This is a genomic window from Pseudovibrio sp. Tun.PSC04-5.I4 (genome assembly GCF_900104145.1).
Taxonomy (GTDB): Bacteria; Pseudomonadota; Alphaproteobacteria; order Rhizobiales; family Stappiaceae; genus Pseudovibrio.
Map to the genome: position 1 here is coordinate 122,519 of NZ_FNLB01000008.1, position 22,673 is coordinate 145,191.

At 49.4% G+C, this 22,673-nt stretch carries 16 protein-coding genes and 1 pseudogene; 8 read left to right on the forward strand and 9 right to left on the reverse strand.

Annotation, left to right across the window (positions count from 1 at the left end; all coding sequences use genetic code 11):
• Nucleotides 1-80 precede the first annotated feature (80 nt).
• From BLS62_RS28155 to BLS62_RS28170, 5 genes and pseudogenes are all read left to right on the forward strand, one after another.
• Nucleotides 81-866: a glycosyltransferase family 2 protein gene (locus BLS62_RS28155; protein WP_093190259.1), complete on the forward strand. Its 786-nt coding sequence runs from the start codon at nucleotides 81-83 to the stop codon at nucleotides 864-866.
• Nucleotides 867-906: 40 nt separating this feature from the next.
• A complete protein-coding gene (locus BLS62_RS28160) occupies nucleotides 907-1,824 on the forward strand; it encodes a glycosyltransferase family 2 protein (protein ID WP_093191687.1) in 918 nt (305 codons plus the stop codon).
• Nucleotides 1,825-1,889: 65 nt separating this feature from the next.
• Nucleotides 1,890-2,017 (forward strand): annotated as a pseudogene (locus tag BLS62_RS32395) (transposase); the annotation flags it as partial.
• Nucleotides 2,018-2,094: 77 nt separating this feature from the next.
• Nucleotides 2,095-3,099: an AraC family transcriptional regulator gene (locus tag BLS62_RS28165; RefSeq protein ID WP_093190261.1), complete on the forward strand. Its 1,005-nt coding sequence runs from the start codon at nucleotides 2,095-2,097 to the stop codon at nucleotides 3,097-3,099.
• A gap of 851 nt (nucleotides 3,100-3,950) precedes the next feature.
• Entirely contained in the window at nucleotides 3,951-6,998 is a 3,048-nt protein-coding gene (locus BLS62_RS28170; protein WP_143521628.1) for an Ig-like domain-containing protein, read from the forward strand.
• Between the two features lie 230 nt (nucleotides 6,999-7,228).
• On the opposite strand, the gene BLS62_RS28175 is transcribed toward BLS62_RS28170, so the two are convergent.
• From BLS62_RS28175 to BLS62_RS28185, 3 genes are all read right to left on the reverse strand, one after another.
• Nucleotides 7,229-12,130 (reverse strand): autotransporter outer membrane beta-barrel domain-containing protein, encoded by a 4,902-nt coding sequence (locus tag BLS62_RS28175; protein WP_159436598.1) that lies wholly within the window; start codon nucleotides 12,128-12,130, stop codon nucleotides 7,229-7,231.
• 303 nt (nucleotides 12,131-12,433) lie between these two features.
• A complete protein-coding gene (locus tag BLS62_RS28180; protein ID WP_093190269.1) occupies nucleotides 12,434-14,215 on the reverse strand; it encodes a bifunctional helix-turn-helix transcriptional regulator/alpha/beta hydrolase in 1,782 nt (593 codons plus the stop codon).
• 279 nt (nucleotides 14,216-14,494) lie between these two features.
• Nucleotides 14,495-15,355, reverse strand: coding sequence for a hypothetical protein (locus tag BLS62_RS28185; protein ID WP_093190271.1), 861 nt, complete (start codon nucleotides 15,353-15,355; stop codon nucleotides 14,495-14,497).
• A 355-nt stretch (nucleotides 15,356-15,710) separates the two neighbouring features.
• Between BLS62_RS28185 and BLS62_RS28190 the strand changes: the two genes are divergently transcribed.
• Complete coding sequence (locus BLS62_RS28190; protein WP_093190273.1) at nucleotides 15,711-16,733, forward strand: GSU2403 family nucleotidyltransferase fold protein; 1,023 nt, start codon at nucleotides 15,711-15,713, stop codon at nucleotides 16,731-16,733.
• 45 nt (nucleotides 16,734-16,778) lie between these two features.
• Here the strand turns inward: BLS62_RS28190 and BLS62_RS28195 are convergent, their stop codons facing one another.
• The 3 genes from BLS62_RS28195 to BLS62_RS28205 form a co-directional block, all read right to left on the reverse strand.
• A complete protein-coding gene (locus tag BLS62_RS28195; RefSeq protein ID WP_208991277.1) occupies nucleotides 16,779-17,858 on the reverse strand; it encodes an alpha/beta fold hydrolase in 1,080 nt (359 codons plus the stop codon).
• A gap of 229 nt (nucleotides 17,859-18,087) precedes the next feature.
• A complete protein-coding gene (locus BLS62_RS32400; RefSeq protein WP_093190275.1) occupies nucleotides 18,088-18,303 on the reverse strand; it encodes a GDCCVxC domain-containing (seleno)protein in 216 nt (71 codons plus the stop codon).
• Between the two features lie 4 nt (nucleotides 18,304-18,307).
• Nucleotides 18,308-18,631: a hypothetical protein gene (locus tag BLS62_RS28205; protein WP_093190277.1), complete on the reverse strand. Its 324-nt coding sequence runs from the start codon at nucleotides 18,629-18,631 to the stop codon at nucleotides 18,308-18,310.
• Between the two features lie 99 nt (nucleotides 18,632-18,730).
• On the opposite strand from BLS62_RS28205, the gene BLS62_RS28210 reads away from it, so the two are divergent.
• Nucleotides 18,731-19,120 (forward strand): MerR family transcriptional regulator, encoded by a 390-nt coding sequence (locus BLS62_RS28210; RefSeq protein ID WP_093190280.1) that lies wholly within the window; start codon nucleotides 18,731-18,733, stop codon nucleotides 19,118-19,120.
• Nucleotides 19,121-19,241: 121 nt separating this feature from the next.
• Here the strand turns inward: BLS62_RS28210 and BLS62_RS28215 are convergent, their stop codons facing one another.
• Nucleotides 19,242-19,865: a TetR/AcrR family transcriptional regulator gene (locus BLS62_RS28215; protein WP_208991278.1), complete on the reverse strand. Its 624-nt coding sequence runs from the start codon at nucleotides 19,863-19,865 to the stop codon at nucleotides 19,242-19,244.
• Nucleotides 19,866-20,034: 169 nt separating this feature from the next.
• On the opposite strand from BLS62_RS28215, the gene BLS62_RS28220 reads away from it, so the two are divergent.
• Nucleotides 20,035-20,739: a putative metalloprotease CJM1_0395 family protein gene (locus BLS62_RS28220; protein ID WP_093190284.1), complete on the forward strand. Its 705-nt coding sequence runs from the start codon at nucleotides 20,035-20,037 to the stop codon at nucleotides 20,737-20,739.
• 63 nt (nucleotides 20,740-20,802) lie between these two features.
• Here the strand turns inward: BLS62_RS28220 and BLS62_RS28225 are convergent, their stop codons facing one another.
• Together BLS62_RS28225 and menC are read right to left on the reverse strand one after the other, a co-directional pair.
• Complete coding sequence (locus tag BLS62_RS28225; protein WP_093190286.1) at nucleotides 20,803-21,519, reverse strand: GNAT family N-acetyltransferase; 717 nt, start codon at nucleotides 21,517-21,519, stop codon at nucleotides 20,803-20,805.
• Nucleotides 21,516-22,670: an o-succinylbenzoate synthase gene (menC, locus tag BLS62_RS28230; RefSeq protein WP_093190288.1), complete on the reverse strand. Its 1,155-nt coding sequence runs from the start codon at nucleotides 22,668-22,670 to the stop codon at nucleotides 21,516-21,518. The genes BLS62_RS28225 and menC overlap by 4 nt, the downstream gene beginning before the upstream one ends.
• Between the last annotated feature and the right edge of the window lie 3 nt (nucleotides 22,671-22,673).

Sequence of the window (22,673 nt, forward strand, 5' to 3'; positions counted from 1 at the left end):
AAGCGCTTTAAACTCCCCATCAATCACACTCATAAGTATTTCGATATCTATTGCGGATGAACAGAACACGTAATTTGAATATGTCCTTTGAAAAAAAAATACCCGTTTCAGCCTTCATTATAACAAAAAATGAAGAAGACCGTATCCTATCGGCCATCAACAGCATCAAAAGCTGGGTTGATGAGGTAATTGTTGTAGATTCTGGCTCATCAGATCAAACTGTGGCGATTGCGGAAAAAGCAGGAGCACAAGTTACTTTTAACCAGTGGGAGGGATACGGGAAGCAAAAACGTTTCGCCGAGGACCAATGCCGCAACACGTGGGTCTTAAACATAGACGCTGATGAAGCCATCACCCCCTCGCTTGCAGATGAAATAGTATCCCTTTTTGATCCCGCACCTCCAAAAGACATATACAAAGTCCATATTGTGAACGTTTTCCCCCATGAGAAAACCGCCAAAAAATGGGCCTATGGATACTGGCAGTACCGCCTTTACAATAAGGAAAAGGGACGATTTTCCGCATCCAGCGTTCATGACACGGTAAGGCCTTTTGAGGGTGCAACAATCGCCAAATTGAATGGCAAAGTAGATCATAGATCTCAACCCTCTATCCAATTTTCCGTCGAAAAATTCAATCGTTATTCCGAAATGCAACTCCAACATATGATTAGTAAAGGGCGCCATATATCGTCGCTTAGGTTACTGACAGAATTCCCGATAGCCTTTTTAAAAAGTTTCATTGTCCGGCGAGGATTTATCTACGGTTGGTGGGGCTTTATTGACGCACACAACTATGCCTACTCACGCTTCATTAGAATAGCGAAATATTACCAGTACCAATTGATTAAAAACGCGAAAAAGTAAAATAGCCCAATAGATATAAATGGCTAGAATGGGGTGTTTCTTGAAGAATTTGATAAGTTATCTGGTGACAGTGTTTAACAAGGAAAATGAACTGCCGGAGACCCTAGATTGCCTTAGAAGACAAGAAAGACTGGGGGGCGCCCAGACAGAGTTTATATTTGTCGATGACTGTTCGACAGATAGATCGGTAGAGTTTCTCAATTCGGAAGCTCAAAGAGACCCTCGCGTAAAAGTAATTGAGAACGACCGGAATTTTGGCCCTTCCGTCAGAATCAATCAAGCTGCCACGTTTGCCTCAGGTAGCTACTTCATCCCTCTAGATGCCGACGATTTTCTCCCGTTAAATAGCACTCGTGTCCTCTTGGATATGTCTGGAGACCGTGCTGCGCCTCTCGTATTTGGCCAGTCCAAGAGAGGATACAAACCTTCAAGCCGCATTTTAACCAATGCACAGACCACAGTATCAAATGAACCCCTAACTTACTGCGCCAGGAAACAAATTGTGCACATGGGGTTTCTAGTGGAAGCTGCGCTCTGGAAAAGAGCTGGAGGAGCAGATGAACGTATATTTATACAGGACCAATCGCTCCCCCTCAGATTAAGCGCCAATGCCAATCGTCTGGCCTATATTCATGATGTTGTGTATTGGCTGCGCCCTAGAGACGGCAACAATCTCAGTGCAGATACTGACCAGCAAAACCACGATCGCTTCCTCGCTGCTTACTATCAACTTGAACAACAACAGATTTCACAGGATGCGAAATCTGCCCTTACCAGGCAGATTGTTTCATCCCGTTGGAAACTTGAAAGAGACAGGCATAGGTTTGCCTCATTTGCCTCTGAACCATTTCTTCGTTACGCGGCAAACCGACTACTTCCTGAAGTTCCGATCACGGATCAGAAGCTGGAGAAGTATAAAGAGCAGATGCTTACGGCAAAAAAAATAAGAAGAATGTAAGAGCATAGCTCTAGGAATTAGTGCCGAAACGGGCATGGAAATGCCTCCTATTGAGGTCTGATTTTGTGAAGAAATCTCGTTTCCACGATGCTCAAATTATCGCGATATTGAAGCAGGGGAAAGTGGCATTCCCGTTGTGCAGCTTTGCCGTGAGTATGGCATGAGCACGACTTCCAATTATAAGTGGTGCTCGAACTAGTCCAATTTCTACAGCATCTTTATATTTACAATCAATAATTGTAAATGTGTGTATTACAGCTACTATAAAGTATGGACACTGAAGCAATCAAATTCCATCGTCAACTTAACGTAGGTTGGAACGACTGGGTCGAGACTTACCAGATGGTGACGGGCGAAGTTGCTAATAAAGCCTATTGCCCTCCAATTGAGAATTTCTCGGCTTCTGTAAGTGCGCGGTTTCTCCCTAGCTCTACTCTTGCTGTCATTTCTGGTGGTAATTATTTTGTCGAGCGTTCTGAAAAACGCGCTGCACAAGACAACATAGATGTGTATTGCTTACAACTGTATCAGCACGCTGATGGTAATGAACTGAATACCCCTGAAGGTCAATTTTCCCTAGAGGTTGGTGATCTCGTTTTTTACGATGCTACACAGCCTATGTCTGCATATCATTCAGATTATACTCTCTGCAAACTCATAATCCCTCGTGAAAAGATGCAAGAATATCTATCGGTGCATCATAGTCATGCGACCCAAGTTTTTCGCGGAAATGAGGCTCCCCTGCCGATCATCCGCCAGTTAATGCTGAGCTTGGGTGCAGAGATCAATGCGCTGACAGATGATCAATACTCCAGCATTGTTGATTGCGTTTCAGATCTGATCGGGCAGTTAATTTCAAAGCGAACTGATGACAGTAGAAATTCAACTCTGGCACAGTCAGGCGAACTATTACGCCGCCTATATGCGAAAAATCTGCTTAGGCACCATCTTTCAAATTCTGAATTAGGCAATGATGATCTTGCGCAATTGATGGGCGTTTCCCGCAGCACGCTGTATCGCCTCTTGGAGCCAGTTGGTGGTTTCACAAAGTACTTGCGTTCAATGCGCCTTACACGAGCGCGTCAGTGTTTGCAGCAGCATGAACGTGTTGAAATAGGTCAGCTTGCCAACCAATGTGGTTTCAAACATCTCTCAACATTCTCAAAGGTGTTTAGAGATGAGTTTGATATGAGTCCAAGAGAGATGATGGCTGAGATCCATGAGGGCGATAAGAGCCCTCTCAGCACATATGTGTACTGGGCTACAGCCCAATAAACTGCCCAAGATTCCTAAACGTGTTGATAACTGCGATGGCTTACCACGGCGTGGAAAATCACAGGCTTTTACTGTGATGTTTCAAACAGGACGAATTCGGCAGGCTTTATTTTTTCTCTCGTTTCAATCTTAAAAAACTCCAAATACCGTGTGCTAAAACCTACAAAATTTCCGCATTTACTTTGTATTCCGACTACCTAATTGTCCTGATCAAGACGTATTTATAGGCAATAACACCAATTTATATTGGGTTTTTCTAATTTAAGGCTTGATCAAGATATGGGCTTCGAATGTCTAATTAATTCCCGACGTGCCCCCACTCATTCGGTCTCAGTTTCGCAGTTCCGCTTTCTCTCAATTAAATTGTGATCCGAACTATGAGTGCGTTTAAAAACAGCAAGCTATGGATCCTCTTTGCAGTTCTCATTTTGTTTTGCTTGGGAATTACTTCAGTCAAGGCGTTTACAGTTGCAGATACCAATAAGGATGCTGCCAGCAAAATTGGTAGTTGTTTTTACACTTTAAGTATTAATCATGCGACTTCCTATGCAACTGTCCAAATCCAAACACCCGTTCCAAATCCTCAATTCTATTATGCTGGTGGCACATATTATGGGCCTCTGGGCTCAGGTTCCTATAGTTCAATAAGCAAAGCTGTGCTCGCAAGTTGCCTGAATATTGCAGAAAGTAACATAAGCTCCTTAAGTCAAAATGGCGCAGACAGTAATTTTAGAGATGATCAATATTACGGTTTTTCTTATGTGGTGGACCATGCCGAGAACGGCGTAAGTGCCGGTGAATATAAATATGAACTAAAAGCAACAGATTATACAAATATCCACGCCAGGATTATGACTGACATTTCCGCTAATACAGTGAAACGGGCCCGGTTTTCTTTTGAATCCGGTGCCGGTGCTTATGGACAGCGAACAGACTGGATTGGATTTACTAATAGCCAAAGCGATTGCCCCGACGGACACAACGGGGTTGGCCCAGTTTGGTATCTTGAAACAGACGACGAGTCCGATAACGGCAAATATGTTTGCGGCTTCGCAAGTGATGGGACCAGCAGCGCTCATGTCGTCAGCACAAATCCGATCTCCGTTGACAGCAAAAAGCCCGTATTAGGGCCCGCCAATGCTATTAGCAGAAACATCCCAACTGGACAAAGCGTGGTTGTTCTTTCACTCACAGGCCACGTCACTGCTACTGACAGTGTAGATCCTAATCCGCGGGTGGAATATAAAATCAACGGCGCTGTTGTGACAGGGAGCCATACTTTCCCGCTGGGAGAAACAGCGGTTAGCGTTCGTGCTATTGATCATGTAGACCGCAAGTCAGATTCCAAGGCCTTTACCGTTACGGTGAAGGACAATGAAAAACCGAGCATATCCACGCCTGCAAATACCACAATACCTACAGATCCAGGCCAGCAAACCGCCTCGTATGACGTTAGCTCTAGCGCAACAGCGACGGATATCGTTGATCCCAACCCTACTGTAAGCTATTGGCTCGGCAGCACCCAAATAACCGGCCAACACAACTTTTCATTGGGCAGCAATAATGTACGCGTGGAAGCGGTAGATAGCAGTGGCAATAAGGCCATCACTAGTTTTCAAGTCATTGTTGAGGACAGAGAGATCCCTGTCATTTTGGATGTGCGGGACGTAACGCTAAACACCGACGCAGGGCAGCCCACGGCAACATATAACCCAACCCTCATTGGTCGAGCGAGTGACAACGTCGCCAGTGGACTAACGATCACGCATCTGATTGGCTCAACGCCCGTCACAGGCCTTTACGCCTTCTCAATAGGGCGCACAACTGTCACGGTTACAGCGCAGGACACAAGTGGCAACACTGCGGTTCAGGAATCGTTTGATGTCCATGTCACAGATGATGAAGCTCCAATTATCACCGTTCCATCCACGCAAATTCGGGATGCTGTGCCTCCGTTACAAACAGCAGAAGTAGATGTGACCAGCCTGGTCAATATCAGTGATAACTCAGGTTTTTATTCCTCCCGATACCTTTGGGGAACGACAGAACTTACTGGCCCTTTTGATTTTCCAATTGGTGACAACCTCATCCTCATTACTGCAACGGATGGGGATGGGGATGGGAATATTGCAGATCAGCAGCAGTTTATTGTCAGGGTAAGAGACATTGAATTGCCTGTGATAACGCCCCCCTCTGACATAGTTTTAGATGTGGCGACAGGAGACACATCAGTCTCTCGTGATGTGACAACTCTTGGTCAGATCCGTGATAATCACAGTAGCAACCTATCTATTATTTTTCGCATTGGGACTTCCGTTTTCAATGGACTCTACAGTTTCCCGCTGGGTGTAACAGTCGTCACCATGGACGCTACTGATGATGCCGGCAATGATGCTCTGAGGCAAAGTTTCCAAGTCACAGTACAGGATCTGGTTGCACCCGATATGCCACTTGAGCCCGATATTACATTCACGGATGATGATGCCATCCATGTGACTGGTCTGGCAGAACGCAATGCACAAATTGTCGTTCGTTTTCCCAAAGGCGATAGTGCCAAGGCGAAAGCAGATGCAAATGGTAGATATGCAGTCGTTTCACAAATAGGGCAAACAAATGGGAAAGTATCTATTCAGGCAATTGATGCTGCAAACAATTTGTCTCCAGTGCGCTATGTTGATGTTGTTGTGCGTGGGGATCCGATCAGGGTTTCCCTTTCTGCTCTGCCAAAACAGGTCGCCGGGGCCACCTCTCATATTTTAGAGGTGACATTCTCTCAAAGCATCACAGGCTTTGAGCCTTCTGATTTTGTGTCAAAAAACGCAGGTGTTGAGATTTTGAGCGCGAATGCAGACAACTCAGTGTTCAAAGTCAAGGTAACAACAAGCGGTGTTGGGGATGTTGAACTTTTCTTGCCGGAAGGACGCGTAGATGGTTTGCTCAGAAACACCAACCTTGCTTCAAATATAGTCATATCAGCTGACAAGACCAAACAGACGACAGAGGAACAGATCACAAAATTCATGCAAGAACGGGCAACACTTCTGCTTTCTCGACAACCTAAACTCACAGCATTCATAAAGAAGAAAACGAAAACACCTGAGTTAAAAGCGGGTCCTGCGGGAACCATCGGGAAACTCACCGCTGACCAGCCGTTCAATCTACCTATATGGACGCAATTATCCGGCAATCTGACATTTTCTGGCGGCGGAGAAAGCCTCTATCTGTTCAGCGCTATAGGCATGCATGGTTACATGCAACCCAACTTAATTGTAGGCGGCATGCTTGAGCTGGATTATTTGGAGCGTAAAGAAGGGCAGGCGACAACCTCCGGTGTGGGTTGGCTTGCCGGGCCATACTTTGGCGCGCAACTATTTGAACAACCTCTTTACATGGAGGGCAAAGCTCTCTTTGGCCAAACGTTCAATCACATTAGCCCAGGGGGAAGCTACAGTGATGCGTTTACTACAACTCGGCTACTGGCCCAAATTCAGCTGAGCGGCTCTTTGCGGGCCTATCAAGTGGACTGGGTTCCCTTCGTGGACGCCTCTTATCTTATGGATGTTGCAGACGGTTACAAAGATACACCGGGCAATGAAATTTCCAAGCAAGATATCATGGTCTCACAGGTGCAGACTGGTCTGGAATTTGAAAAAGAGATGACCATTTTTGACGGAAAATTCGCCATAAATGGTGGCGTTTCAGGCATTTGGAGCGCAAGCACAGGGACAGCGGCAACCGTCGTACCTTCCTATGAAGGATGGCGCGCCTCCACCAAGTTGGGTTTCATATATAGCTCTCAGGATAGTCATGAGATCAAGTTTGATGCTGAGTACGATGGCATTGGCGTCGATGACTATGAAAGTTTCAGCCTGAACTTGCAGTTAACACGAAAATTCTGAGGTCACTGCCACCAACATCATGAACCGGATGTTTGTCAGATTGCATCGCAAACTATGTCGTTGGGTGATTGCAGTTGCTGACCACACAGATTCACTCTGCAATCATCTTAAGATGATGACATAACTCTATGCCATCATACCTCTAATAATAAGCGGATTATCCTCAGGTGTGGCAAACCTGAAAAAATTCCAGCAACCACAGATAACTGGGTTGCCGGAACAGTGGCTCACTAATTCAGCGGGATGTTGACGCGCATGCGGCCCGAGATTGCTTCAAAATCATCTGACCCGATGCCATCATAAGACCCTTGCAGATCCGCACCTATGCCATTGGGCATGGAGATTTTTAGACCCAACTCAGCGCGTGCCCGCAGATTGTTGGTGCCGTCTGATTTGGACGAGGGCACACCAGTTGCGCTGGTGCGGTTGGCAAAATTCCAGATAACCTGTCCGCCAAAGTGCGGTTCAAGAACCGTCTTTGCTGATAACTGGAACCGGTAGCTGATCGCTGGTCCTGCCTTAAATTGACCAAGGCTTGTTTCAACTTCAGGAATGAACACACCGAAGGTATTTCTGTAACTCTCAGCGGTTTCTTCGAAGTAGGACAACGAAGCTGTTGGTGTAATGAGCCAGTTGCCCTGCTCGTAGTTGCCAGTCAAACTCATTGAGGCCAACCAACGGGTTGTGTCGAACATGTCTGTATAGCTACCGGTTGGGGTGATTTTATTTTTGGACTGCCCCCAAGCAGCGCGGGATTGGAAGAACAGATTTTCAGTCAACCGGATTGTAGCATAAGGACCCGCCATCCAGCCCTGACCACGCACACTGGAACTCGCGGTGTCAGAAGACTGGTTCATGCTGTCGAACTGCATGTAAGCACCCACAAGAACCGACGGGTTGAGCACGTAATCTGCACCCAGTGTCAGAATACCAAAATGGCCGTCGTTGTTGCCGGAAGTGCGTAAAGTGCTGAAGCTGCCTTCTGCCCACATGTCGAAAGACTGGTTGGTTGATGGTGTGCGGTCATCAAACTCCAGTGCGTTTCCGGCTTCACTGGCTTTGTTCAACGCCGACAAGCTGGTGGAAAATGCCATTTCAATACGGTCACTGATGCGACCGGATACTTCCACACCGCTCAAATTGCTGCTGAATGACAGATTATCCGGCCCCTGACGCATAAAACTGCTCAGCAGGCTGATGGAAAGATCTGCCAACCCGCCCTGAGGCTTTGCAGAGACGTTTTGGCTTGGGTTGTGTTTAAAAAAGGCATCGCTCAATTGTGGGGCCACGCTGCTGAGACGGGACGAAGACAGCAGGTAGGAGTTTGAGCCGGAGGAATTGGCCAGTGATGTTGTTTGTGTCGGCTGGTCTGTGGTTGCTGCACGCAGACGGGCGACTTGCCGGCCTCCGCCGAACTGACTGGACACAAGAAGGTTTGCCCGTTCTTCCATAAACTCCACCTGCACCTGCGTTGTTTTTTCCACGCTGTTGTCGATTGCTGTCGCCAGCTGGCGGGACATGTTGGTGGCGGAAGAAGCATTGCCATGGAACTGCGCAGTGACATTGTGTGCGCCCGGCGTTGTGAATCGTGCAGTACACTGAGCTGCCTTGTTCACCAACGGAACCTTTGCACAAATCGGGTTGCCATTGTCGCTGAAGGTGACGGTGCCCTGCACTTGCGGTGGCGACAGCGGCAAACTGGTGCGTAGCACACGCAAGGCTGGCTTGCGGTTGGTGCTGACCGTTGCTGTGTAGGTGACCGGTTCGCCCAACTCTGCTTGCGTTGAGGATCCAGATAAATCCACAGTGGCAGTGAGCTTGGCAACTTGAATACTCAGGGTTTTCTTGGCCGGGTTATGAGAAATGTCTCCGGCTTTTGTGGCTTCGACGGTGCATTGCCCTGTCGCAAGGCCGGTAACCTCGGAACCGGACAGGGAACAGAAGGCCGCACCGTCTTTGAGGGCATAAGACACCTGTCCTGTCCCTGCCCCACCAGTTACGGTGAGTGCGGAAGCATACGTGATCTGAATCGATGTGGGATTTGCACTAAAGCCTATGGTCTGCGCAGCCTTGCCAATTGCAAAGGTCTGGTCTGCATCGGGCGCGACGTTGTAGTTATCGTTGCCGGCCTGTGAGGCGCGGATGGTGCAGTTTCCGGCAGTGAGCAGGATCGTTTGAGACTCTAAGACTGTACACACGGTAGAGGTTTGGGAGGTGAAGGTGACCGGGATACCGGAGGCCCCGCCTGTTGCCGTCAGTTGCACGGCACCGTTGGGTGTGAACGCCTGGTTTGCTGGTTTCGTGAAGCTTATGGTCTGCGCTGCCTTGCCAATTGCAAAGGTCTGGTCTGCATCAGCCGCAACGTTGTAGTTATCGTTGCCGGCCTGTGAGGCGCGGATGGTGCAGTTTCCGGCAGTGAGCAGGATCGCTTGAGACTCTAAGACTGTACACACGGTAGAGGTTTGGGAGGTGAAGGTGACCGGGATACCGGAGGCCCCGCCTGTTGCCGTTAGTTGCACGGCACCTTTGGGTGTGAACGCCTGATCCGCAGGTTTCGTGAAGCTTAGGGTCTGCGCTGCCTTGCCAATTGCAAAGATCTGGTCTGCATCGGGCGCGACGTTGTAGTTATCGTTGCCGGCCTGTGAGGCGCGGATGGTGCAGTTTCCGGCAGTCAGCATGGTGGCTTGAGACTCTGAGACTGAACACACGGTAGAGGTTTGGGTGGTGAAGGTAACCGGGATACCGGAGGCGCCACCTGTTGCCGTCAGTTGCACGGCACCGCTGGGTGTGAACGCCTGATCCGCAGGTTTCGTGAAGCTTAGGGTCTGCGCTGCCTTGCCAATTGCAAAGGTCTGGTCTGCATCAGCCGCAACGTTGTAGTTATCGTTGCCGGCCTGTGAGGCGCGGATGGTGCAGTTTCCGGCAGTCAGCATGGTGGCTTGAGACTCTGAGACAGAACACACAGTAGAGGTTTGGGAGGCGAAGGTGAGCCGATTACCGGAGGCCCCGCCTGTTGCCGTCAGTTGCACGGCACCGTTTGGTGTGAACGCCTGATCAGCAGGTTTCGTGAAACTGATGGTCTGCGCCCCTTTTCCGATTGCAAAGGTCTGATCCGCAACGGGCGCGGCGTTGTAGTTATCGTTGCCAACCTGTGAGGCGCGGATGGTGCAGTTTCCGGCAGTCAGCATGGTGGCTTGAGACTCTGAGATTGAACACACGGTAGAGGTTTGGGTGGTGAAGGTGACCGGGATACTGGAGGCCCCGCCTGTTGCAACCAATGGGACAGCTGCGTTTAACACAAAGATCTGATCTGCAGGATCGGTGAAGTTAATGGCCTGGTCTGCTTTTCCGACTTTAAAAGGAATATGAACCGGGCTGTTACTGGCTGTGTAGAGACCACCAGCATCCGCCGAGAATGTTGCCACTACTGAATAGTTGCCCACAGCAGTGCCTGCCTTCAATTGCAACCCTGCACCATAAAAAGTATTGGCAACGCTGGCGACGCTCTGTTGAGATGAACTAACCTCAGGAGACGAGTACGTAATAGACGTACCAATTGGTCCCTTATTTTCCGCAATACAATTTTCGAGCTGCGTTGCCACGTTTATTGGTTGGGTGTTGGGACTATAGGTTAAATCTGAAATTGCATTTGGCTTTAGCGTTGCGGTGCACGCAGCACCTACCTGAAATGTGAAGTTGGCAGATTTGGATTGTGGAGTACCCAAAGTGCTGTCAGTCACTGTCACCGCATAAACCCGGCCCACCGCTGCAGCTTGCGCATTGCCGGAAATCTGCCCGGAGCTTCCTGCCATGGACAGCCCTGTGGGCAAAGCAGGGGAAATACCATAACTCAGCGCTCCATAGCCACCTGTTGCGGTCACTGGTGTGAATGCAGTTATACTCGTTCCACCATTGACGGTTTTTGAAGGCACAGCAATGGTAAGATTCAAAGCTGGCGGGACCAGTTTGATGGTTTTTTGAATAGTGGGTGCAGCCGTGAAATTGGCATCCCCGGCCTGGGTTGCTTGTAGCGTACAGTCTCCGGGCGCGACCATTGTGATACTGGCATTAGAAAAATGATAGTACGCTGGATTCGCGAAATAGGCCGTCAGAGTTGACCCAGATACAGTACAAACATTAGGGGTTAGAGACGAGTAGGACACCATTAACTTACTACTAACGTCGCGTTGAGCCCAACTGGTTGCTCCGTTCGTAGTAGCTACAGAAGAGAAACGATGTACCTTGTCTATGACGAAACTTTGCGGCGTTATAGTAGCATCGTTGAACAGGATTACCTGATCGTTTTGGCTAATAACAAAGGACTGTTGAACAGAAGTGGCAGCGTTCCAACCGGAATTTCCATCATGATAAGCTTCAATTGTACATGTGCCAATGCCTTCGTGGTTTATGAAATAATAATATGGCTCAAGCGGATGGTTCACGAAAGCGCGCCCAGCTGTGCAAACGCTTGGCGTCAACGACCTCAAGAAAGGAGGTGCCGGCTTAACTGTTGGAGCATCCGGGTTAGATGAGGCAATTGCGGCCTTCACCCTCCATCCGCCAACGACCGGGTCAGCTGTGCCATATTTTCGATTGCTAATGGGGCCGAATGAAATGACTTGGTTGTTCTTAGGAGCGCTATAGGTTGTGCTGAAGTTTCTAATTTCATATTCGTCCGTGGGTGTTGCACTTGCCGCTGGCATGACAAAAGAGAACGTTACATCACGTCCCGCAGCATCCGTATAGCTATGACTAACAGAACAAGCCCCTGCTGCAGGATCGCATAGTACATAGTCAGATCGCCCGGCGTTGCCACACCCATCCCCAACACAAGCGCCCAGCAATGTTTGCGATGTGCCAAACCTGTCGTTAATCCCACTTTCAGTTTTGCCGGGTAACAGCCAGAACACCCCATTTTGAGAATATCCCTGAAGGGATACCCCATTCTGGTAGGGCAGAGGCGTGTGAGTAACTTGTGATTTACACTGCCCGGTATCTGCATCGACATAGACATAAGGCGTTCTGAAAATGTTATCAGACCCCTTGACAAAGGATATGGTTGGACAACTTCCGTTGGCCGCTTCTGCACTATTGGAATAAAACTGACCGCCTGAAAGCAGGGGCAGCCCCACCAACAATATTCTGAGAAAGGCATCACCTCTTAAAACTCGACGGAAGCTACCTACTAAGTACTCGGCACATAACTGTAAAATCTTCAAAGCGAGATCAGTGAACGTCGCACGCATAATAAAACCCAAACATCGAACCCGACTGCGCTGAATTGAGTTGAAGCCAGTGACACCAAAAGTTATGGCATCAAACCGGTTCATCGAGGTCGGCGCATCTCGCGAAAAGTTAAAATAACACTAGGTAATAACCACTAGTTTCAACTTCGCGGGTCGTCATGCCCACTTGTGGGTATGCAGCATGATTCTCTAATATCGATGTTTGGTTTTGATTGCTTTTAGAACCCGGTCCCAGTGGCTATACATCAGCAGCTGCCCTGCGCCTTTAATCACTTCAAGTTCAGTCCCCGGCACACTTTTTACAAACGCTTGTGATTGGGAAATCTTGACTATCTGATCGTCATCGCCATGTAGAATATGGAATGCATGCATCAGTTCCCGCGCCTCATCGGTGAAGTCTTCAACCGCCAAAAAACAATCTAGGCAAAAGGCATCAACCCCTTGCTTGAAGCCGTCGTCCGCCCCTTCTACCATCAACCGGAGAGTCTCATGGTTTTTCAAGGCATGAGCATCTGAGGTACCATCCTTGCAAGATGTAATTATAAATTCCTCCCCATTTCCTTTGTCCAGAAACTTGACGGTAGCCCACATAATAATCTGGAGAAGTTGTGGTAAGTGTTTGGCAAGCCTAAGAGCAAGACGTTGGCGCTTCGGTGTTTGAGCACTCCACTCATCTTTCCATATGGGCGCACGCCCAACTGCAAATAAGTGCGTGACACGATTGGGATAGAGCCTTGCAAACCGAAGAGCGTAGACAGCCCCAATCGTTTGTCCTAGCACCGTCGCCTGAGGAATGCCGAGTTTATCGAGCAATTCACAAAAATCGCTGGCAACCGCATTCAATATGGATTTGGACGTGGCGTGTTTTACTCTATCAGAGTCCCCATAGCCGGGACGGTAAGGGGCAATAATGCGCAGGTTTAAACGGCTTGCCGCCTGAATAGCTGCCTCCGGTAATTCCACTCCATAAGGCATGTTGTGAACCATAAGGACCGGAATGCCGTTTGGGTTGCCTTGCTCCATGTAGCTCATACGCCGCCCATCTCTTAAGCGGATCTGCTTTGTAGACTTCATCACTTCAAAGTTGGGGCTGGTTGAAGACCTTTTTGCGGAGATCTGTGAGGACACCAAAACACCCGCTGAGAACCCACAAAGCAGGCGGACAATGGCTGGAATATCGCGTGTGTTGGTCTTTCGCTTGATGCTCTTTAACTGGGTGCGCAATGTCTGGACAGTTGCGCCGCGTTCCTCCGCAATCTCAATTACTTGTAACCCACGCGCAAGGTGTAATGAAATATCCGCCTCAGCCCCTGTAAGGCCGTAGGTTTTTTGGAATAACTCAGTAATTTCAGGACCAAAACCTAAATCAACGACTGTCAGAAAGTAGTGGGTTTCCGCTCCTTCTTCGCCTTCTAAGAGGCTTTCGCTCATATCAGCGTCAAGCTTTTCCACGAGAATGCATGTATTAGACCCGCGCGCGCTCCGTTGGTGGCCCGGCACTGCGAGTTTGCCGTTTTCACCCCGCCCGGCTACATAGTTCCGTATATTTTCGAGAACGTCGGCATCGCCACACACCTCTTCCAATGACTGGGAGTCGGCTTGCCCACTGTCACGTGCCGGTATATTTCTCGCAATTATTTTTTCAGATTGATCAAAAATGAAGGTCGGATTTGGAGCCGTCTCCAACAGAACCAAGGCTTTGTGCTGCTGATATTTGGGTCGGCCAACACGTTTCTGGATATCGTGAGCTCTGCCAAAATGGTCCAGAAGCTCAGGGTCCACCTCCAGTTCAACCCGCTCACCAACTCCATGCAGCCCCACCCGTTCAGAGGGGGCGGCCTTCTGGTCTTCATGAAGGCGTGCACCAAAGACCAGCTCATCAATTACATCCAGCGTCTCGTCATAGCCATCTGGAGACAACGTAGCTGAGTAGACAGCAGATATGAGCTTATCTCTCCTAGGCAAACGCATTATTCAGCTCATATACTCACATATTTAAATATCAAATAAAATTTTATACAAACACAACAATCAATATGGACCGCACCATGATTATGCGACTTGCCTGAAATATCTAATTAAAACCGTGAGAAGTAAGATATCAAAAAAACCAGACACATACATCAAAATTCAACAAGCCATGTGAGCCCGCTTGTTTGGACGGACTACACAGCTGAAATAACGGCTTGAAACTTGACTGAACGGGGTATTTACAACTCACCTCAAATGACGTGGCAATACCATATCAGCTTATAATGCGAATGAGGTTACGATGCTTTGAGAGGTGGCATTGGCCATGGAGAACGCCTGAATGTTGAGTAACGGTTGAAGCTCCTGCGCCTTGGCGCGTGTTTCCTGAACACTCAAGTTATTTTCAACAAGCTCGGCAACCTCCTCATCTGAAGGCTCTTTAGGAGGATACAGCATTTCAATTTGCATATCCTTATGTGCTTCAATTTCATCTTCGATGTCGGATATCATCTGAATTTGATATTCAATAACTTCGGATAGAATTTCCAGAGGCCTGCGAGACCCCTCACCTCCAGTAATTTTTGAGGTGTCTAATGAGGTTAGATTCACGCCGTTAACGCCCGCACTGGTCGCTTTTGCACCACCAAGTGCCCAAAATTCTGAAGTTGTCGCAGAATTAACTGCGCCATCGGAACCGTCGGGAAAGACACCCTCTATCAATTCCGCAATCTCTTCGTTTTTCAGGATTTTATTATCCGGATCGAGTTCCACACCACCAATTGTCTCGCGCAATTTTTCCTGAAATGGGCCTAGCTGTTTGGCGGCACTTCCATAGTCTCCAAGCTCAATTGCATTTTTCAAATTGTAGTTCATCAACATCATTGTCATCTTGAGCGGCGCGAATGCGCTACTCAGATCAGATGCATCCGATCTTAGCTTAAGCTCTTCGAATATAGGCTCATTACCGGTATACAAAGACGCTTTTGTAAAGGTAATTTCGGGTTCATGCGAATTTTCAACCGCTGGTGCCACCTTATTTGCACCGACACCTTGAGGGCCGATAGATAGCATCGCGTCTGGCCGATCGCTTTCGACCTTAAATAACTGAATATTTGAGCTGTTCAAACCAACAGAATTCATAAGCTCTGCCCCTGCATAGTTGATAATGGGACAACTCGGAAATACCCGAGGCTGTAGAAATGCATCATGCACCTTATATAAAGGTCTACAACTTCCCAAACAATAATCGCTTAGGCCCTCGCTGAGCTTATTCAATGTATCGGTTGCAAAATATAATATCACAATTCATGCATATTGCATGTGAATTATGTTCATCCAGAAGCTTTATTTTTCGGGCAGTCGTTTTACGACTATCTCGTGCTCAATTCAGGGTGAAACCCTCTGTCTGTGGTACTATTCCGCGAATAGAACATCTGCTAAATACCAAGATCAATCGGTATAGACATTTTTCGCATAAACTGTCTATACTCGCTCTATGACCGATCTTCCTCTCGCCTATCAAAACCTTGCTGCAGATTATATTCAGAAAACCCATGACGATGGTGGGGTTCTTCGGGGCTCTGTTTATCAGCAGGCCAAAGGCAATATTGAGAACGTTTTCGTCAAAATGCCGGTGGGTGCTGGACGAAAGAGCCTTTACATAGGCCCTGCCCTGCAAACAGAAACGCAGGCGAAGGTCGAGGCAATCAAACACGCCAGCGAACGCGCACGGGCACGGCGTAAAGACCTGAGTGTCCTCAACAAAGTGGGCGTTCTTTCCACGCACAGCTATGCCGGGCGCGTGCTGGATGCCATGTCCTACCACGGCCTGTTTAGAAACGGCGCAATTTTGGTGGGCACTCTGGCTTATCAGTGCTACCCGCTGCTCTTGGGCTGCACCCTCCCCTCCACTCAGTTGGCAACAGATGATGCCGATCTGGTCGCCGCCTCACTGGCCATTAAGGCAGATGACGGAATTGATATGCTTTCGATCCTGAAGGATGCCGATCCAAGTTTTGCGCCCATTCCAGAGCTGGACGGGCGTGCCAAACCCTCACGGTTCCGGTCCCGAATAGGCTTTGTCGTTGACCTTTTAACACCAACCCGCAAACGAGATGAAAAGCAGCCGTTGGAACTGCAAGGCTTGGATGCTGGTGCTATGAGTCTGCAATATCTGGCGTGGTTGATTGACGAATCCAGCCCCGCGGCTCTGCCCTACGGCTCGGGAATTCCGGTATACGTGCCACGGCCAGAGCGCTATGCGGTCCACAAGCTCATCATCTCACAAAAACGAGCTCACACCCCGACCAAAACATTAAAGGATCTGGCACAAGCAAAAGCCTTGATTGAAGTGATCGAGAGAACGCGCCCCGGCCTGATCAGTGACCAGCTTCTGGATGCGCACGCACAGGGAAAACAAGGTTGGAGCGAGCCAATCACCAAAGCCATGAGGGCGCTCTGGCCAGATGGGTCATGGCGTGAGCGAGCTGAATTTGAAGAATTCGTCGATGCGCTTTGAATTTTAATCGCACTAAACGGAGAGAGCTCGGCTTGCGTCTACCCTTCAGCTCACCTCGGTTATCTTCACATGCTTTTGCAGGAAAGCGTGGAACACCGCGTCGAATTCTTCAGGTCGTTCCAAATAAGGAGTGTGCCCGCAATTTAGCATCTCGCAACGCTCTACCTCACCACCAGTTTGCTCATATTGATCTAGCGCGTTTGCTGTTTGCGTGACCATAAGTTGCGGTGGAAAAACATCCTCCCCCGGCCAACCTGGCACAGCACCCATTTTGCCCAAGGAACCTAAGTCAAACAAAGAGCTATCCGAGACCACAGTATCATCTAAACCGCGCACCCACAGCACGGGAGGTTTCTCGCTAACCTCACAAAAGCCCAAAGGGTTTGGCTGATGATTGGGGGCCAGCGCATTGACGCTGCCGAAATTTCCCGGCGCAACACCCGGCCAGTTTTGTGAAATAACAAAATCACCCGGATAGGACTTATCGCCCGTATGCTGCGCAAGAGCAGAGCTCAGGATGTCATCCATGCGGGCTGGCACAAACGGCGGTTTCCAAACAAACCCGTTGAGGATGTTGTAAGGAGCAAAATGATCCTTCTTGCCGGTTTCACCCGCTGCCAATAATCTGGCAAATTCCGGATTGGCAGCTGCTGCACCACTGCCTGCACCATCCGCATAACACGGGGCCCCGTCAGGCTTGGAGCAACCAAACCCATAAGGTGAAGACGGGCAAACCTGTGTGAGGGACAAAACCATCTCCGGATAATCGGCGAGAAACTGCCAAAGCACGCCACCCCCTAGAGAATGGCCAACAAAATGCGCGGCGCTTACACCAAGTGTTTCCATCAGCGCGGCAAGATCATCTGAAAAGTCTTTCAGCCCGCGCGTTGCATCTACGAGAGCTGTTTTGTCAGCTCCGCCATATCCACGCAGATCCGGTGCAATAGCGCGGTACGTGTTGGGAAGGCGCTTGATGGTCTCCTCATACCACGTCGCTGCAGAAAGGTTTCCATGAATAAAAACAATGGGCGTACCATCCTCAGGCCCAGAAAACAGGACCCGCGTTTTTAAACGAGCAGATTGAACGATACGTGCTTCAAGAACAGTTGGAATATTAAACATCATTACTCCAATTATTTGGCACAGACTCCAGTAAAGCCTCAGGACTTTCAAACAGGACTACGCCAAAACAAAGGATTAAAGCAGTTGAGTTGAGCCTGAAAAAGGCAAATTGCTTTAAATCCTTAAAATTTGAAGAATGATGCGGGCGAGAGACCACAAGTGTCAAGTTGCGTCTGAGATCTAACCCAATTGAACGCCTTAAACACCGATCGCCCTTACATCGCCCGTTCATTTATCCGCAGCAACTTTCATTGGCTTGGATGGGTGGGCATGGCACTGTTGCGTAAGAGCAATAAACGCAGCAATCGCCCGGTAAAGGCTTAAAAAGCGCCTTGCAGGATTTACATTCATAAAACCACTGACACGCATCCGTTGGCATGGTTTCCGTTTCAACGTGCCCGCACTCAGGGCAAGTTAGTGTGCTTTGAAGCTTAATTGTTTCGGTCATGGCATCACATCAAGTTAATCAGGTGGTCGTTAATGGCAGTCTCATTGAGCACAATCAGCCATGCGAAGGCGGTTACACCGGTGCTTCCCAGCAGATGCCACTTCAAGCGCTCAAGTGAACCACGCCCGTAAGCGAAAGCCCACGCCAGCAGCAGGATCACCGTAGATGCAGCGAGGACGAAATAACTTGCGGCTGCAATCTTGCCGAAGATCGCAAGCCAGTTGCCGCCAAGTCCCACCAGCATCAATGCGATTGGCAGCACGCAACAAGTCGCCACGCCAAGGGACGTGAAAGAGCCGAGATAACTCAGGCTAAGGTAGTTCTTCATGGGCGGTTCCATCTCCAATCATCTGCGCGGTGTTGTTGTCTTTCTCTGATCGAGTTATAGATGCTGTAGGCCCTACAGGTGCAAGGTTGGAGAGATCACATGTTCGCGATTGGGGAAGCCTCAAAGCGCAGCGGCGTTTCCATTGAGACGATCCGTTACTATGAACGCGAAGGTATCGTGCAAAAACCAGCGCGTGCTGAAAATGGGCGCCGCTCTTATTCAGAGGCCGAGATCGGACAGCTGCGTTTCATCAAGCGCTGCCGAGATCTGGGCTTCACCATAAAGGATGCAAAAGCACTGTTGAACTTTGGCGGTCAAACGGACGCAAGCTGTAAAATCGCTCATGATATGAGCAAAGCACACTTAGAAATAGTACGCGAAAAGATCGCTAATCTGAAACGGCTGGAAAGGGCGTTGGAAGAGCTGATGTCAAACTGCGCATCCGGCACCATTCAGTGCCCAATGTTGGATCAGTTGCACGCAGATTGAAGTTTAGGCATAGCAACGCTGCAAAACCCTAAACCTTGCAGAAAAACGTAATTCCACGCAAAGCAACGCACATAACAACGCAGCAAGCTTATCCCCGCAGGGAGGCGAGCCTTTGGTGAGGTTATGCCCCGTTCAACAGGGCTGGATCAGCCACAACGGCGCGGAGGACAAGGTTGGAAACATCTTGTGCAATCAACTGCAAATCGGCCTCGGTTTGCTCGGGGCGCGGTGAGTACCAAAAGCACGGTCCGTTCATCAGAATAATCAGCGAGTGCAGGGTGATAGAGAGAGATTGTTTTGCGAACACACCGCTCTCCATGCCTTCACTCAGCACAGCGCGGTAGAGGTTCTCATAGGCGCGCCGCATCCCGATGATCTTTTCTACCATCTCGGTTTCATAGGGCTTGGCAGAGCCACGAAAGAACATGCGCGGATCCTCACTCACTACACGATGATAGTTGAGGTATTTGAGAATGCGCAAGACATGGGCGACTGACATAGCTCTGAGCTTTTGCAACACTGGCAAATCCTGCGCGGCAATCGGCGCTACCTTTTCCATGAGCAGAGAGACAGAGCGCAAACGCACGGCGTACAGCAGCTCTCCCTTGGAGCGGAAATGGTGGTAAACACGGCCTTTGGTCGCGCCAAGACGCCCGGCAATATCGTCAATGGACGCCACATCTGGCCCCATCCTCATAAAGCACTCGGCGGCAGCATCCAAAATCTCTTGTTGAGACTGGCTCATGTCTCCAATCATTCCTGCATTCCTGTTTTCATCCGCCACAACCTGTCTACCCTAACCAAATACACGGATTAACGCATTCCCCTCAAAGCAAAACGGCAAAACAACTAACAAAATTGTGTATCAGAAAAGGCTTTACCTATAGGTGCTCTCAATATTATAAGTTCAACCTATGATAGATCGTCTTGGTGCATCTTTTTCTGGTTTAACGAGATCTGCGTCTTACAACGCGGCACAACCCGCGCGTGAAAACGTGCAGGAAGCCAAAGCTGTTTCCATTGAGCATGCTGTGCCAAAAGATTCTATCGAGATCAGCAGCGATCTTACCGCACATCCAGTTGCGGCAGCCTCTTCTTCTGAACAAACCAAAAACGAGTCCAATCAGGAACCGTCTGAGGCGGAACAGAAGAACATTCAGGAGCTCAAGACCCGCGATGCTGAAGTGCGCACGCACGAACAGGCCCATGCTGCGGCAGGTGGCGCGTTTGCTGGTGCGCCAAACTATACAGAAACCACTGGTCCAGATGGCCATGCTTATGCAACAGCGGGTGAAGTCTCCATAGACTCCGGCCCCATTGCAGGTGATCCGAACGCAACCATCGCCAAGCTAAACACCGTTATTGCTGCAGCGCTTGCACCGGCTGAACCCTCCGGTCAGGATCAAGCTGTCGCTTCTCAAGCACAGCAAAATCTGGCGCAGGCATACACTGACCTGCAAGAGCAGAGCATTAGCGGTGGTGAAGACGCAGTCGAGGAAGAGAGCGAGGCCAGCAGCCTGCAATCTCTGCTGCAAATTCAGGAATACCCTGAAACGGCCTCCGACCCGGCAGCGCTCATCGTGAACGCAACCCAAGCCTACCAAGCCGCGGCAGTTTAAATTAGCGACTGATTGCGCATTTGGTGCCGTTTCAGATCCAGCCACACCTGATGAACTAAATCTCTAGGCCAGCAAATAATCTGTGTTCTTGGGATCAAAGCCTATAATTTTCAGGCCCTTATTGAAAGATGAGATCAGCTCATCGCGCACGCGCAAACGCTCACTCAGCGCTTTTTCCAAGTCCTGCTCCAAAAGAACACCAAAATCCTGTGGGATATGGACACGTTGCAGAACGTCGTCTTCTGGTAACTGCCCATTGGTGCGTTTGTGGTCAAGGCGTGGATCATTAAGAACCCAATCAGCAACCAACCGATCGGAGGGAACGCCCGCGTTGATCCCTTCCATGTCGCCATAGTAGTTCACATGATAGGTCTTTGCAGTTGCCCCAATCCGCGCAATGTTGAGCGTTGCGTTGATGCTGCGGATTGGATCATATGTCCAGCGAACAAGCTCAATACCGCGCTCCAAACACCAGTCGCGCTGATACCATTTCAGCCGTGTGCCGAGCTTCTTGCCTCTTGCATCCGGGTGAACGGCCAAACGGTGAGAGTGTTGAATTTTGGGGTCCTTTGTCGGGAATCCAAAAAGGAAACCGACCATACGGTCTCCCTCAAAGGCTCCCGCAACCAACGCGCCTTCATGCTGCAAGGCCAACATGATATCAGAATTATCTGGCGGGTCGTCGGGCCCCCAAACTTCTCGTTGAAAGCTTTCTGCACGCTTGAATTCTGAAATTGGGCCCAGTTGGCGAAAGACAAGCCCGTCTTCTTCTCGGATCATGCGCCCATCTCTTCTTTGTGCTGGGTCACTCTTTCTAGGTAGTCATAATCCAACGTAACCCCAATGCCCGCCCCGTTATTCGGCACAGCCATAAGGCCATTTTCAACTTCCAGCGCTTCATGGATGATATCTCGTTCAAAATAACGGCTTGCGCTTGATGTATCGCCCGGCTTTTTGAAGTTGCTCATGGTTGACAGATGGATGTTGTGAGCACGGCCAATGCCACTCTCCAACATGCCGCCACACCAAACAGGCACATCAAAGGCTGCGCACAGGTCGTGGATCGCTCTGGCCGCCGCAAAGCCGCCAACGCGCCCGACTTTGATATTGATGACACGCGCCGCGCCAATTTCCAGCGCTTTGCGGGCATCGCTTGGGGTGCGAATGCTCTCATCAAGGCAGATCGCGGTTTTCAACGCAGCCTGAACCTTGGCGTGATCGTGGATATCATCAAATGCGAGGGGCTGTTCAATATAGTCCAGCTTAAACTCATCAAGGGCCTGCAAGATCGGCAGATCGTTCATGCCGTAATCTGTGTTTGCATCAACAGTCAGCTTGATATCCGGGAATTTATTGCGCACCGCTTCAACCAAAGCGATGTCATGCCCCTGCGCAATTTTTAACTTTGTGCGGTGGTACCCTTGCCCAACAACCTCTGCCACACGCTCCAGCGTTTTTTCAATGGGTGCAATGCCAATGCTCACGCCCACACTCACACTGTCTCCAACGCCGCCTATTACGGCTTTCAAAGGAGTGCCCAAACTCTTGGACCAGATATCCCAGAGGGCCATTTCCACCACAGCTTTGGCCATATGGTTGCCACGCCAAGGGGCAAGTAACGACTGCAATTCATATGGGGTATTGAAGCGTTTGCCGATGACCGCGGGAAGCAACACATCTCGCAGGAAGGTCATTGCACCAGCAACGGTTTCCTCCAGATAATCAGGATAAGGGTCCATGACAGCTTCAGCATAACCCTCTAACCCCTCACCCTTTAAAACGAGCAGCGGGAAGGTTTTGTGGGTCATCGTACCCGTTGAGATAACAAACGGGGTGACGAGCGGCAGTTCAACTACGCGCAGTTCTGCGGATTCAATTAGAATTCCGCCTGAGTTTTGCGAAGTGCTGGCTGATTGGTTATCTGGGTGCATAAG

Bases quoted from the DNA above. Each gene is read 5' to 3' on its own strand.
- BLS62_RS28185 (WP_093190271.1), bottom strand. From the start codon at position 15,355: ATGAATTCTGTTGGTTTGAACAGCTCAAATATTCAGTTATTTAAGGTC.
- BLS62_RS28170 (WP_143521628.1), top strand. From the start codon at position 3,951: ATGACTGACATTTCCGCTAATACAGTGAAACGGGCCCGGTTTTCTTTT.
- BLS62_RS28205 (WP_093190277.1), bottom strand. From the start codon at position 18,631: ATGAAGAACTACCTTAGCCTGAGTTATCTCGGCTCTTTCACGTCCCTT.
- BLS62_RS28225 (WP_093190286.1), bottom strand. From the start codon at position 21,519: ATGATCCGAGAAGAAGACGGGCTTGTCTTTCGCCAACTGGGCCCAATT.
- BLS62_RS28155 (WP_093190259.1), top strand. From the start codon at position 81: ATGTCCTTTGAAAAAAAAATACCCGTTTCAGCCTTCATTATAACAAAA.
- BLS62_RS32400 (WP_093190275.1), bottom strand. From the start codon at position 18,303: ATGACCGAAACAATTAAGCTTCAAAGCACACTAACTTGCCCTGAGTGC.
- BLS62_RS28195 (WP_208991277.1), bottom strand. From the start codon at position 17,858: ATGATGTTTAATATTCCAACTGTTCTTGAAGCACGTATCGTTCAATCT.
- BLS62_RS28220 (WP_093190284.1), top strand. From the start codon at position 20,035: ATGATAGATCGTCTTGGTGCATCTTTTTCTGGTTTAACGAGATCTGCG.
- BLS62_RS28165 (WP_093190261.1), top strand. From the start codon at position 2,095: ATGGACACTGAAGCAATCAAATTCCATCGTCAACTTAACGTAGGTTGG.
- BLS62_RS28180 (WP_093190269.1), bottom strand. From the start codon at position 14,215: ATGCGTTTGCCTAGGAGAGATAAGCTCATATCTGCTGTCTACTCAGCT.
- BLS62_RS28215 (WP_208991278.1), bottom strand. From the start codon at position 19,865: ATGAGCCAGTCTCAACAAGAGATTTTGGATGCTGCCGCCGAGTGCTTT.
- BLS62_RS28210 (WP_093190280.1), top strand. From the start codon at position 18,731: ATGTTCGCGATTGGGGAAGCCTCAAAGCGCAGCGGCGTTTCCATTGAG.
- menC (WP_093190288.1), bottom strand. From the start codon at position 22,670: ATGCACCCAGATAACCAATCAGCCAGCACTTCGCAAAACTCAGGCGGA.
- BLS62_RS28190 (WP_093190273.1), top strand. From the start codon at position 15,711: ATGACCGATCTTCCTCTCGCCTATCAAAACCTTGCTGCAGATTATATT.